The sequence below is a fragment of the Pseudomonas fluorescens genome (assembly GCF_001902145.1).
Classification (GTDB): domain Bacteria; phylum Pseudomonadota; class Gammaproteobacteria; order Pseudomonadales; family Pseudomonadaceae; genus Aquipseudomonas; species Aquipseudomonas fluorescens_BV.
Window position 1 is genome coordinate 18,464 of sequence record NZ_MRST01000011.1, and the last position, 12,398, is coordinate 30,861.

Below are 12,398 nucleotides of genomic sequence, written 5' to 3' on the forward strand. Positions count from 1 at the left end.
CTGTTTGAAATTAAAATGAAACACAAATGTCCTAACGTGCCTGCCCATTGCTGATGAAGGAAGACCCCGCGTGACCCGAGCCACCCGCAACCTGCGCAAGACCCTGGATTCCGTCGCGGAAAATAACGAAACCGCGGCCTTTGACCTGATGCGCGCCGTGGAAAAACTCGGCGATGAAGTGCTGCGCCAGCGCCTGCTCAATACCATCCACCGGCTGAACCAGGATGCGTATGAATTGCGCGAAGCGCGGGATTCGGTGGAGCAGGTTTCGGTCAAGCTCGCCTGAGCAAGATCGTTCAAGACAAGCCTTCGTTCGTGCTGGCATGCTTGTCGACTGTCTGTCGATGAGCCGTTTCCATGCCCACTGCATTACCTCATTACGCCTTCACCCGCGGCGCCATTGCCGTCATTCCCTTATCCCTGGCCTGTGCGCCCTGGGGGTTGCTGGCCGGCTCCATGGCCATCGACGCGCAATTTACCCCGCTGCAAGCCCAAGGCTTGTCTGCCATTGTGTTTGCCGGTGCCGCACAACTGGTGGCCATCGGCATGGTCAAGAGCGGTGCCAGCCTGATTTCCATCGTGCTGACCACCTTGCTGCTCACATCCCAGCATCTGCTCTATGGCATGCACATGCGTCCTACACTGTCTTCGCTCAACACCCGTTGGCGCATGAGCCTGGGGTTCTTGTTGACCGATGAATTCTTTGCTCTGGTCAACCACTACGACCGCGAGACCTTCAATCGCTGGTACGCCTTGGGCGTCGGCCTGACGTTTTACCTGATCTGGAACCTCTTCACCCTCGCCGGCATTGTGTTGGGCAAAAGCATTCCCGGCCTTGACCAATTAGGGCTGGAGTTCTCGATTGCTGCGACCTTTATCGCCTTGATTACTCCTGTGGTGCGCGACGTGCCCACGGTGGTATGCGTCGCGGTGGCATTGCTGTGCTCGGTCTGGCTGAGTTATCTGCACTGGGAATCTGCGGTGGTGGTCTCGGGCGTGCTGGGGATGAGCGCGGGGTTTGCCTGCAAGCGGCTGGGAGTGGGGCAACGATGATTTACCTGATGATTGTGGCCATGGGCCTGGTGGTGTTCTTCAACCGTTACCTGTTTATCGAGCCACGCTTGCCGGTACGGCTCAATCGCGGCGCGCGTGAATTTCTGGGCTTCGCCGTGCCGGGCATGCTCACCGCGATCTGCGGGCCGATTATTTTCCTCGCTGACCATCAGCTCAACCTGAGCCCGACCAACCCTTACCTGCTGGCCGGTATCTGCGCCGTAGCGTTGATGTACTGGACGCGCAGCGTATTGACCACCGTGCTATTGAGCATGGCGCTGTTCTATCTGCTGCGTTGGTGGTTTTGACACCCAGGCAAAAAAAAGCCCGCGGGGTGGCGGGCAGAAGGGAGACTTCTAAAAAATGAGCCTGCCCACTATAGGCGGCGTGTTTGCCCTTCACAGTGAAACAAAGTTCATGGGCGCGCCAGTTGGCCTCGGCACAGTGGTAGAGTTGTGGTTTTTCCAAGGAAGCAATGGCATGCACAAAGTGGTAATGGGCGCATTGATACTGGCGGCATTGGCCGGTTGCGCTGGTTCGAAGATGAAGGAGGCGCGCGCAGGCAGCCCTTACAAGACCCTGGTATCGGACAAGGCCACCCTGGTCGTTGCCCAGTGCATCCAGTTCGGCTGGCAGGATGAAAGCGTGTTCGGCGTGGATGCCGGCGGCTTCAAGGAAGCGACCGAGGCGGGTGGTTTTACGGTGTACACCACCGGTGGCGATTACTTTGTCGATGTACTCGGCACCGGCGCGGGTTCTACGGTCAACTACTACGCTGTGCAGGACAATATGCCGGCTAAACGTCGCCTGGCAGCACTGGCCACTTGTCTGTAAGTCGGTTGCCTTAGCCATATTCCGAAACGCCTGGCGGGACAGCCGCGGGGCATTGGCTTATGATTCACTCGCTCGTTCGGCGTGATGGCTCTTTACCAGTACACGGATGTCGAGGCTTGAACGTCGAACGAGCTCCTCCACCCCAACCTCAACGGGGCATGAAACCCAAGTGCCAGCGTCGCGGAATCAACAGTGTCGCCACCCCCAAGGCCGCAGCCAAGGCACCACTGACCCACAGTGCGCGCAGGCCCATCTGGTGTTCCAGCAGTGCGCCGATCACCGCGCCGATAAACATCCCCGCCCATGGAATCAATTGCACACGCCAGCCATTGCGGCGTTCGCCCAATAACCAGCGGCCCAACCCGCGACCAAAACGTGACAGCGCCCCGGTGACGTAGGTCAGCCCCACCGGCAGCCCGTTCACCTCCTCGACGGCCGCGTTGAGCATGCCCATGGCAATGATCGCCGCAAGCAACGCAGGTAAGGTGTCGGTCGAGGGCCACAGTGCCGCAGCGCAGAGCAAGGCGCCGATGCACAGCAATAAGGGCAACGCATGGCGCTTGCTGAAACGGCTTACCAAAACCCCCAAGGCATTGCCGACCACGAAGGTGGCGACCAGCAATACCAGGCGCCCGGTGAGTCCCAGGTCGCCCGCACTGATGGCCACCGCCAGGCGCGTGGTGTTACCACTCATGAACGAGACGAAATCGCCGCTGGCCATGAAACCGATCGCATCGGTCATGCCCGCCAGCACCGACAGGCAGGCCACCAGCATCAAACCCACCCGCCCGCGCCAGCGCTGACGACGGGCGAGCGTGGCATTGGTGTAAGGCTTGCGGGACGAAGGCAGCATGGGGCCGGTTTCCTCGGTGAGATTATCCGGCCACTACCGTAGGACGCTTTGCCTGTCCGCGCAATGACCTCAGACACGCTCCAGTCGCCAGCCTGTGGCGTGCCACGTCAGATGGTGAGTCGGCTCTATCGCCTGCAAGAATACCTCGTCATGGGACACGGCCAGCAGCGCGCCGGTAAAGCTCTTCAATGCCTGCTCAAAGGCCAGCACTGATTCCAGGTCCAGGTGGTTGGTGGGTTCATCCAGCAACAGTAATTGCGCCGGTGTCTCACGCCACAAGGCTACGGCCATCGCAGCTTTCAAGCGCTCACCGCCGCTGAGTTGCCCTGCCGGTTGTGTGACCCGCAGCGCGTCCAACTGCAACAACGCCAGACGTGTGCGCAGTTCGGCTTCGGCCAGGGGCGTGTCGAGCAGGTTGAGTTGTTCGACAAGGCTGCGCCGGTCGTCCAGCAGCGCCAGGTGCTGGTCGATATACGCGCTGGGTACCGCCACGCTGCACTTGCCACTGACTGCCCGCCAGTGGCCGGCAAGCAGTTTGAGCAAGGTCGATTTGCCGCAACCGTTCGGCCCACGCACGGCAACGCGAGCCGGGCCTGTCAGGTTGAGCGTCAGGTAGCTGACGGGTGCCAGGGGATCAAGCCAGGGCAATTGCGCCTGCTCCAGCACCAGTACCTGGCGGCCATTGGGGACGGTCGAGCCTGGTAATGCGAGCAGTGTAGGCGTCTCATCCACCACACGCTCGTAAGCCTGACGTACCTGGGCGTCGAGTTGGTTTTTGCACGCATGATGGGCGCTGCGCACGCTGCTGACGACCTCCTTTGCTGCGCTTTTCCAGCGCGCCTTGGTAAAACGGTCGACATTGGCGGTCTCGGCCTGTTTACGTGCGCGTGCGGCGTGGCGCTGCAGGTCGTCGTGGTCTTTTTGCAGGCGCCGACGCTCGCGGCTGCGGACCTGGCGTGCCTGTTCCCACGCGGCAATCGCGGCCTGCTGGTGCGTATCGCGTTGCTGGCGATAGGCATCGTAGTTGCCGCCATAGACCTGGATGCCGAGTGGCGACAGCTCAATGATGCGGCCCATGGCGTTGAGCAACTGTCGATCATGGCTGACCACCACCAGGCCACCACGCCAATCGCGCAACACACGCAACAGCCAATCGCGCCCGGCAGCATCAAGGTGGTTGCTGGGCTCATCCAGAATCAGCAACTGCGGCGCAGCCAATAACGCCCCGATCAGCGCGACCCTGGCAAGTTGGCCGCCACTGAGTTGATCGGCCGGGGTACTGGCGCTGAGGGTCTGCAAACCCGCTGCATCCAGTGCCTGGCGCAGGCGCTCGGCGAGGTCCCAGCGATCGTCGATCAGCTCCAGGTCACCGAGGCGCGCATCGCCCTGGGCCATGCGTGCAAGGGCAGCCAAGGCAGCGGCAGTTGCGGTGATATCGGCGATGGTTTGCCCTGCTTGAACCGCGATGGTCTGGGGCACATAGGCAACATGGGCCGGTTTTCTCAACGTGCCGGAGGAGGGCAGCAGCACGCCGGCCATCAACTTGGCCAGGATACTTTTGCCCCGCCCATTGCGCCCGACGATACCGGTAGGCGTTTGATCAATGGACAGGTTCACGTCGGCCAGCAAGGTTTCGCCATTGGCGAACTGGAAAGACAGGTGTTGCAGGGAAACAAGCGCGGGCAACCGTTTGACGTCAGTCATCAGCACCTCCAAAAAAATGTCGAACAGGCCAACAAGCGCGCCAGGCGGCTCGTTGCAGATACATTTTGGAAGGCTTAGTTGTTCACGTCGGCCGTCATCCCGTGAGTCAGAAGGGAGGCAGAGCCTAACCCACGTTAACTTTGTGCGGCAAGTCCTCGGCCAGTTTTTCCAGGAACATCGCCAGTGCGACTTCTTCGGCTTTCAGGCCTTTGCGCTCCCGCGGCTTGGGCAACTTCGACAATTGACCGAGGCTGAAATGCTCAAGCACCGCCGGGTGGATATAACACTTGCGGCACACCGCCGGCGTGTTGCCCAACTGCCGGGCGACATCCTTGACCATCGCCACCACATGCCGCTTGGCGTCGGATTCGGGCTGCCACGCCAACTCGCGCAACACCGCCAGCGCCATCGCCGTGCCGGCCCAGGTGCGGTAGTCCTTGGCGGTAAAGTCTTCCCCGGTCAGGCTGTGCAGGTAGTCGTTGACGTCCTGGGAGCTGACGGTATGCCGATCACCGTCTTCGTCCAGGTACTGGAACAGGTTTTGCCCCGGTAATTCCATGCAGCGCTTGACCACCCGGGCCAGGCGCCGATCCTTGACGCTGACTTGGTGTTCCACGCCACTCTTGCCACGAAACTGGAACTGGATTTCGCTGCCCTTGATGTCCACATGGCGGTTGCGCAAGGTGGTCAGGCCGTAGGATTTGTTATCACGGGCATATTGGGTATTGCCGACGCGGATCAGCGTGGCGTCCAGCAACATCACCACCGTGGCCAACACCTTTTCGCGGGTAAACCCCGGCTCGGCGATTTGTGCTTCGAGCTGTTTGCGCAATTTGGGCAAAGCGGCGCCAAAAGCCTGCAAGCGCGAGTACTTGTCGCTGTCGCGCACCTCGCGCCAGCGTGGGTGGTAACGGTATTGCTTGCGGCCACGGGCGTCGCGGCCGGTGGCTTGCAGGTGGCCGCGAGGGTCGGCGCAGATCCACACGTCGGTGTAGGCGGGCGGCACCGCCAAAGCGTCCAGGCGTTTGATTTCGTCCGCGTCGGTAATGCGCTCGCCCTTGGCGTTCAGATACTGGAACTTGCCTCGCACTTTTTTACGGCGGATACCGGGCTGGGTGTCATCAACGTAATGCAGGTCGCGGGGCAGGTCGGCGGGTAACGAAGAGTCAGGCATGGGGCGGGTTCCTTGGCAACAAATCAGGCCGGTATGTCTGATTGACCGCAGCGCCCTGCGGTCGTGCCAAATGGTTAAGCCAGTACCGCCACCGCCTTGATTTGCGCCCATAGCGTCTGGCCTGGATGCAGTTGCAACTGGTCGTGTGAGAAGCGCGTGATACGCGCCAGCAATGGCGTGCCGCCGGCGTCCAGGCGCACCAGCACATGGGCGCTGTTGTCCGCGCCGATAGTCTGGGTGACGGTCACCGGCAAGCGGTTGAGGATGCTGCTGTGTTCTTGGGCCTGCAGGCTCAGGCTTACATCCCGTGCCTGGACCTTGACCCGCAGCGGGTTGCCCACCGCCAGCGGGACATGGGCCACGCGCATCTGCAACGGGCAATCAGGCAATTGCAGAGTGAGCAACTGATAGTGCGCGTCGTAGGCAACGACGCTGCCGGCGATCACCACGCCGGCATCGTCGCCCAGCGCCAGGGGCAGATCGAGGCGTGCCAGGGTCTCGCCGATAGGGCCGCTGGCCAGGGCCTTGCCATCGCTGAGCAAGACGATATGGTCGGCCAGTCGCGCCACTTCGTCCTGGGCATGGCTGACGTAGAGCACCGGGATATCCAGCTCGTCGTGCAGGCGTTCCAGGTAAGGCAATATCTCGCTTTTGCGCTGGCTGTCCAGGGCCGCCAGCGGTTCATCCATCAACAACAACTTGGGGCTGGTGAGCAAGGCGCGGGCGATACCGATGCGCTGGCGCTCGCCGCCGGACAAGTGTTGCGGGTGACGCTCAAGCAAGTGCCCGATGCCCAACAGTTCGGTGGCCTGGGCCATGTCCACGCGCCGTTGCGGGCGTGGGACACGTTTGAGGCCGAACTCCAGATTGGCGCGCACCGACAGGTGAGGAAACAGGCTCGCCTCCTGGAACACATAGCCCAGGGCGCGTTTATGCGGCGGTACAAACAGCCCTTTGCGGCTGTCTTGCCAGACCTCGTCGTTGATCTGCACAAAGCCGTGTTCGGCGCGTTCCAAACCGGCAATGCAGCGCAGGCAGGTGGTCTTGCCGGAGCCAGAATGCCCATACAGCGCGCTCACACCACGGCCGGGCAATCGCAGGTCCACATCCAATGCAAAGGCGCAATACTTCAGGTGCAGGCGTATATCCATCATCGCGATCAGCTCCAGCCCATCTTGGTTTTACGGCTGGAATAGAGCGCCAGCAACACGAGGAAGGCGAACACCACCATGGCGCCGGCCAGCCAATGGGCCTGGGCATATTCCATGGCTTCGACGTGGTCGTAGATCTGCACCGAGACGACACGGGTCTTGTCCGGGATATTGCCGCCGATCATCAGCACCACGCCGAACTCACCGACAGTGTGGGCGAAGCCGAGGATCGAGGCGGTGATAAACCCAGGGCGTGCCAGCGGCAGGATCACCGTGAAAAACGTGTCCCACGGGTTGGCGCGCAAGGTCGCGGCCACTTCCAGCGGGCGCGTGCCGATGGCAGAAAACGCGTTCTGCAACGGTTGCACCACGAAGGGCATGGAGTAGATCACCGAGCCAATCACCAGCCCGGCGAAACTGAAGGTGAGGGTGCCCAGGCCCAGCCACTGGGTGAACTGGCCGACGTACCCGTTGGGCCCCATGGCCAACAGTAAATAGAAGCCGATGACCGTTGGCGGCAACACCAACGGCAGTGCAACCACTGCGCCGATGGGGCCGCGCCACTTGGAACGAGTGCGCGACAGCCACAGGGCGATCGGTGTGCCGATGATCAACAGGATCAGGGTGGTCAGTGAGGCCAGTTTGAGGGTCAACCAGATCGCAGAAAAATCAGCACTCGTCAGGGGCATTTACAGCTCGTAACCGTAGGATTTGATAACGGCAGCCGCTTTCGGGCCTTTGAGGTAGTCAACCAGGGCCTTGGCGGCGGCGCTGTCCTGGCCCTTATTGAGGATGACGGCGTCCTGTTTGATCGGGTCATGCAGGGAGGCCGGAACAATCCACGCCGAACCGCCGGTGACTTTGCCGTCTTTGTAGATCTGCGACAAGGCCACAAAACCCAGCTCGGCGTTGCCGGTGGAGACAAACTGATAAGCCTGGGTGATGTTCTGGCCCTCGACGAGCTTGTCCTTGACCTTGTCGCTCAAGCCTTCCCTGGCCAACACTTGGGTGGCGGCCAGGCCGTAGGGCGCTGTTTTGGGGTTGGCGATGGACAAATGTTTGAATTGGTTTTTCTTCAGCACATCGCCCTTGGCATCCACATAGCCTTCTTTGGCCGACCACAGCGCCAGGGTGCCGACCGCGTAGGTAAAGCGTGAACCCTTGACGGTAGCGCCTTCGCTTTCGAGTCTTTGCGGGGTGGTGTCATCGGCGCTGAGGAACACCTCAAATGGCGCGCCGTTCTTGATCTGAGTGTAGAACTGCCCGGTGGCACCGTAGGCCGCGACCAGTTTATGGCCGGTGTCTTTCTCGAAGTCGGCGGCAATCGCCTGGATCGGGGCGGTGAAGTTGGCGGCCACGGCCACCTGCACTTCATCGGCATGGGCCGTACCCAAGGCAAAGGCGGCAAGCAGGGGGGCCAGGCGCGAAACGCGGGTCATCATGAAGCAACTCCTTGAATGTGTACGGCAGGTTGTAGGTAAAAAGGCTTACCGCTATGTATGGGAATATATAGCGGTAGGCTATTGCCGGTACAGCACCAAGTTGCTGCGCAGGTCAGTCGCGGGTGAATCTGGCTATTGCGTGCTCGGCCAATTCGCGGGTCAGGTCATAGGTGGACAGGTCTTTGCCCAGTCTCAGGGCCTGGCCTGCCCACAGGTTGCTGAAACCGGCTTCATCCTTGGCCTTGAGCGGCATCAATGCGCCTCCGGCTTTGGGGAACGCCGGCGCCGCTGGGTTGATTGCGCCGAGTTCACGCATCACCCGGTTGACGATGCCCCGCGCCGGGCGGCCAGTAAACAGGTTGGTCAGCGCGGTTTCGCTGGCTTGGGCATGGCGCAGCGCGTAGTGATGGGAGGCGCTCACACTGGCCTCGGGCGTGAACAGGTATGCCGTGCCGATCTGCACCGCCGAAGCACCCAGGGCAAAGGCCGCGACGATACCTCGCGCATCGCCGATTCCGCCTGCAGCAATCACCGGCACGCTGACTGCGTCGACAATCTGTGGCAGTAGCGCCATCAAGCCGATCTGGCTGTTGAGGTCATCGCTGAGGAACAGGCCCCGATGCCCACCGGCTTCAAAGCCCATGGCGATAATCGCGTCGCAGCCGTGCTGTTCCAGCCACACGGCCTCCTCGACGGTGGTGGCCGATGACAGCACCTTGGCACCGGCGGCTTTTACTCGGTCCAGTAAGGACTTCTCTGGCAGGCCAAAGTGAAAACTCACCACTTCTGGTCGAAACTCTTCCACCACCTGACAGGCCGCGTCATTGAACGGCGCGCGGTTGGACACCGGGGTTGGCGCATCGAAGTCGGCGCCCAGCTCATGGTAGTAAGGTTGCAGCAAGGCCTTCCAAGCCTGGTCCCGCGCGTCATCGGCATCGGGCGGTTGATGGCAGAAGAAGTTGATGTTCAGCGGCGCATGACTGGCCTGGCGAATGAGAGCCAAGGCATCGCGCAGTTGCTCCAGGCTCAGCGCGGCCGCAGGCATCGAGCCCAGGGCTCCGGCTTGCTGGGCGGCGATGACCATGGCGGTGGTCGTCGCGCCAGCCATCGGCGCCTGGATGATCGGCACCTCAATGCCCAACAGGTCAAGAATGCGGGTGTCTGGCCAGGTGCTCATGGGGTGCTTCTCCAGCGTTAGTAGGGCTTTTCGCTGTTTTAGCAGGGCAATCGGCGCCCGGCCAGTCTGTTTTATTCACTGGACGGAAGCGGCGTTTTGTGGGGCGCAGGTATCAGCGTGGCGTTTCGCGGTCCAGCAACTGGCGCTTGCGTTCCACGCCCCAACGGTAGCCCGACAGCTCGCCATCGCTGCGCACCACGCGATGACAGGGAATCGCCACCGCCAAGTGGTTGGCACCACAGGCTTGGGCCACGGCGCGAAAGGAGGTGGGCGCGCCGATACGTTCGGCTATCTGCGCATAGCTGGCGGTGCTGCCCGCAGGGATTTCGCGCAACGCCTGCCACACCCGTTCCTGAAAGGCCGTGCCGCGCAGGTCCAGGGGCAAATCCAGGCCCAGGGCAGGGGCCTCGACAAAGCCGACGACGTGGGCCACCAGTTGTTCGAAACGCTGATCAGCGCCGATCAACTCAGCCTTGGGAAACTGGTCTTGCAGGTCGCGCACCAGCGTGTCTGGATCATCCCCTAGCAAGATCGCGCAGACGCCACGTTGGCTTTGCGCCACCAGAATCGCCCCCAGCGAGCATTGGCCAACGGCAAAGCGAATGGTGTTATTGGCGCCGCCGCCTTTGTAGTCTCGAGGTTTCATACCGAGCACTTGGTCGGCGGCTTCATAAAAGCGGCTATTGGAGTTGAAGCCCGCGTCGTACAGGGTATCTGTCACCGAATGCTGGCCCTTGAGGCCGTCGCGCACTCTGCGCGAACGCAGGGCGCTGGCGTAACCTTTGGGGGTCAACCCGGTGTTGGCTTTGAATACGCGGTGGAAGTGAAAGGGACTCAGCCCGGCGCATCGGGCGAGCATGTCCAGGCTAGGCGGGGTTTGGGCCTGTTCGATTTGCCGGCAGGCCTCGGCCACCAATTGCCCATGGTGAGCGGCCAACTGGGTCTGGTCGCCGGCAGCGCGTTTACTGGGACGATAACCGGCGGCTTCGGCCTGCGCCGGCGTGTCGAAAAACTCGACATTCTCCGGGCGCGGCAAACGCGAAGCGCTGCTGGGGCGGCAATACACGCCGGTGGTTTTCACGCCGTAGACAAACAAGGCGTCAGCCTTGGCATCACGGGCAATAATGGCAGCCCAGCGCGGATCGTGTTCGTTGTTCATGGCCTGCACTCTTGACGGTTCAGGAGCAGATTAAGCCTGCCGCTCGCAATCGACACTCCGAAGCTTGCGGTCAAATTAGCCGGCGGTACGAAAGGTCAGGTTGATGCGCTGCGGTCCCATGAGCGGATGCACGCCTTCCTTGATCGGCATTACGCCATGAAAGCGCAGGCGATCAACGCCGCCCCACACCACCACATCACCATGGAACAGCGAGACCTTGTGGGTTTTGTCGCTGCGCGCATGGCCACCGAACAGGAAAATCGCCGGCAGCCCCAGGGACACCGAGACCACAGGCGCGCTGTAGCGGCGCTCGTTCTTGTCCTGGTGCAGGGACATTTTCGCCCCCGGTACGTAACGGTTGATCAGGCAGGCATCGGGTTGAAAACCGCTGAAACCGGCCTCGATAGCCGCTGCCACCGCCAGTTGGCGCAATGTGTCGGGCATGAAGGGCCAAGGTTGCTGGCTGCGCGGGTCGAGTGGGCTGTAGCGATAGCCACGGGCGTCAGTGGTCCAGCCCAGCTCGCCGCAACTGCTCAGCGCCGCCGACATGGTAAAGCCGCCGGGGGTGACCATCTGCCGAAACGGTGATTGAGCCAGGACACGCCGCAGTTCAGGCAACAACCGCTCGATCCAGGGCAGGGCATAGCCCCTCAGCACGTAGGATTCTTCGCCAATTTGCTCGCGCCCGGCAGGCTGTTGCAGGGCATCATCGGCAAACAAATCGGCGGTAGGGCCCGGCATGACTTACAGCGCCTTGCTCACATTGACGTCGGTAATTTCGTCGCTGGCATCATGAATTTTCGCCAGGGCTTGCTTGGCTTCTTCGACGTCGTTGCTGTGCAACTGGGCAAATTCAAAGCGGCGCTCGCCGTTGAGCTTGTACTTGATGACGTATTTGGTGGTGGTCACAGCTTTTTTCCTGTCGAGGGCTCGGGTCAGCTCAGCTTGGTGCTGGTGCGGCGAACGATACGGATCTTGTGGGACAACGCAGGCTTACGCGTCACGCTGATGGCGCGACGGGTGACCACATCGAGGGTGATGTTCCAGAACCCGGTGCTGGGCGCGGTGATCTTGGCCGGGAATTTATCAAATGCGCCGCCGTGGTAGGTATGGCGGCCGCCATTTTTGAAGCTGCGAAAGTTCGCATCGCTCATCAGGCGAATATTGCAGGTCTGCGAGCATTCGATGACGACGATGTCTCCCTCGTTGAGGTGCTCACGCTGGTGGATGAATTTCATGGGGTGTCTCCAGAAGGGCTTTTTCTGAAAAATCAGAACGATACGTAGGTTAAGATGGAGTTTATCAGCCCCAGCGCGTTTATTATCGGGCCGTCGTCGACGACTTCGACAATTTAAAACAGTTATTTACCGAGTTATCACAGATAAATCCTACGTTGGTGGGAGAAAATTACCATCCCCGCTGTCGTAGGGTCTTTATCGGAGGTTTTTGTATGAAGTGGAGTGTGTTGGTGCTGGCCTTGGCAATAGGTGGGTGTGCTTCGGTTGCAGATATCAAGCAGACCCCGCCAACATTGGTGGTCATCTCAGGGAAGAAACCGCAGGAATATGCGGCGTGTGTAGTGCGCAAATTGGAGGCGACCCGTCGGCCGCCGCAGATCGAACCCCATAAAGACGGCATTCAGGTGATCGTGCCGCAGAAGTTCTCGGCAGATCCCTCGGCGATCTTTGAAATCGAAGACCGCTCCAGCGGTAGCAGCATCAAGCTTTATGAAAGTATGTCCAATGTGCCCATCCGCCCGGGCGACGTGAAGAAGGCTGGGGAAGAATGCATTTCCGGTTGAGCTCCAGACTCATCCCTCAAACCCGATAAAAAAAGCCCTCACCCAGCAGG

The 12,398-nt window shown here is 60.9% G+C and carries 16 protein-coding genes; 5 read left to right on the top strand and 11 right to left on the bottom strand.

What is annotated here, in order from left to right; genetic code table 11:
* Positions 1 to 70 precede the first annotated feature (70 nt).
* From BUE92_RS00850 to BUE92_RS00865, 4 genes are all read left to right on the top strand, one after another.
* A complete protein-coding gene (locus BUE92_RS00850; RefSeq protein ID WP_003191339.1) occupies positions 71 to 286 on the top strand; it encodes a hypothetical protein in 216 nt (71 codons plus the stop codon).
* Positions 287 to 357: 71 nt separating this feature from the next.
* Positions 358 to 1,053, top strand: a complete 696-nt coding sequence (locus BUE92_RS00855) for an AzlC family ABC transporter permease (RefSeq protein ID WP_073521557.1) — start codon at positions 358 to 360, stop codon at positions 1,051 to 1,053.
* Entirely contained in the window at positions 1,050 to 1,361 is a 312-nt protein-coding gene (locus BUE92_RS00860) for an AzlD domain-containing protein (RefSeq protein WP_047710921.1), read from the top strand. Before BUE92_RS00855 ends, BUE92_RS00860 begins: the two co-directional genes overlap by 4 nt.
* A 172-nt stretch (positions 1,362 to 1,533) precedes the next feature.
* A complete protein-coding gene (locus BUE92_RS00865) occupies positions 1,534 to 1,887 on the top strand; it encodes a hypothetical protein (RefSeq protein WP_073521558.1) in 354 nt (117 codons plus the stop codon).
* A gap of 148 nt (positions 1,888 to 2,035) precedes the next feature.
* Here the strand turns inward: BUE92_RS00865 and BUE92_RS00870 are convergent, their stop codons facing one another.
* The 11 genes from BUE92_RS00870 to BUE92_RS00915 form a co-directional block, all read right to left on the bottom strand.
* Positions 2,036 to 2,740 (bottom strand): YoaK family protein, encoded by a 705-nt coding sequence (locus tag BUE92_RS00870; RefSeq protein ID WP_073521559.1) that lies wholly within the window; start codon positions 2,738 to 2,740, stop codon positions 2,036 to 2,038.
* 69 nt (positions 2,741 to 2,809) lie between these two features.
* Positions 2,810 to 4,444, bottom strand: coding sequence for an ABC-F family ATP-binding cassette domain-containing protein (locus BUE92_RS00875; RefSeq protein ID WP_073521560.1), 1,635 nt, complete (start codon positions 4,442 to 4,444; stop codon positions 2,810 to 2,812).
* 124 nt (positions 4,445 to 4,568) lie between these two features.
* A complete protein-coding gene (locus tag BUE92_RS00880) occupies positions 4,569 to 5,618 on the bottom strand; it encodes a DNA topoisomerase IB (RefSeq protein ID WP_073521561.1) in 1,050 nt (349 codons plus the stop codon).
* Between the two features lie 74 nt (positions 5,619 to 5,692).
* Entirely contained in the window at positions 5,693 to 6,772 is a 1,080-nt protein-coding gene (modC, locus tag BUE92_RS00885) for a molybdenum ABC transporter ATP-binding protein (RefSeq protein WP_073521562.1), read from the bottom strand.
* A 5-nt stretch (positions 6,773 to 6,777) separates the two neighbouring features.
* Complete coding sequence (gene modB, locus BUE92_RS00890; protein WP_073521563.1) at positions 6,778 to 7,458, bottom strand: molybdate ABC transporter permease subunit; 681 nt, start codon at positions 7,456 to 7,458, stop codon at positions 6,778 to 6,780.
* Positions 7,459 to 8,211 carry a molybdate ABC transporter substrate-binding protein gene (modA, locus tag BUE92_RS00895; protein ID WP_073521564.1) on the bottom strand — a complete coding sequence of 251 codons (753 nt, stop codon included), beginning with the start codon at positions 8,209 to 8,211 and terminating at the stop codon, positions 7,459 to 7,461. It abuts the gene before it with no gap.
* Between the two features lie 112 nt (positions 8,212 to 8,323).
* Complete coding sequence (locus tag BUE92_RS00900) at positions 8,324 to 9,388, bottom strand: NAD(P)H-dependent flavin oxidoreductase (protein ID WP_073521565.1); 1,065 nt, start codon at positions 9,386 to 9,388, stop codon at positions 8,324 to 8,326.
* Positions 9,389 to 9,500: 112 nt separating this feature from the next.
* Complete coding sequence (gene ada / locus BUE92_RS00905) at positions 9,501 to 10,547, bottom strand: bifunctional DNA-binding transcriptional regulator/O6-methylguanine-DNA methyltransferase Ada (RefSeq protein WP_073521566.1); 1,047 nt, start codon at positions 10,545 to 10,547, stop codon at positions 9,501 to 9,503.
* Between the two features lie 75 nt (positions 10,548 to 10,622).
* Positions 10,623 to 11,288 carry a DNA oxidative demethylase AlkB gene (gene alkB, locus BUE92_RS00910; RefSeq protein WP_073521567.1) on the bottom strand — a complete coding sequence of 222 codons (666 nt, stop codon included), beginning with the start codon at positions 11,286 to 11,288 and terminating at the stop codon, positions 10,623 to 10,625.
* Positions 11,289 to 11,291: 3 nt separating this feature from the next.
* Positions 11,292 to 11,456, bottom strand: a complete 165-nt coding sequence (locus BUE92_RS28410; protein WP_178380669.1) for a hypothetical protein — start codon at positions 11,454 to 11,456, stop codon at positions 11,292 to 11,294.
* Positions 11,457 to 11,482: 26 nt separating this feature from the next.
* Positions 11,483 to 11,785: a DUF1883 domain-containing protein gene (locus tag BUE92_RS00915; protein ID WP_003173824.1), complete on the bottom strand. Its 303-nt coding sequence runs from the start codon at positions 11,783 to 11,785 to the stop codon at positions 11,483 to 11,485.
* 212 nt (positions 11,786 to 11,997) lie between these two features.
* Between BUE92_RS00915 and BUE92_RS00920 the strand changes: the two genes are divergently transcribed.
* Complete coding sequence (locus tag BUE92_RS00920) at positions 11,998 to 12,348, top strand: hypothetical protein (protein ID WP_003191317.1); 351 nt, start codon at positions 11,998 to 12,000, stop codon at positions 12,346 to 12,348.
* The last annotated feature ends 50 nt before the right edge of the window (positions 12,349 to 12,398 follow it).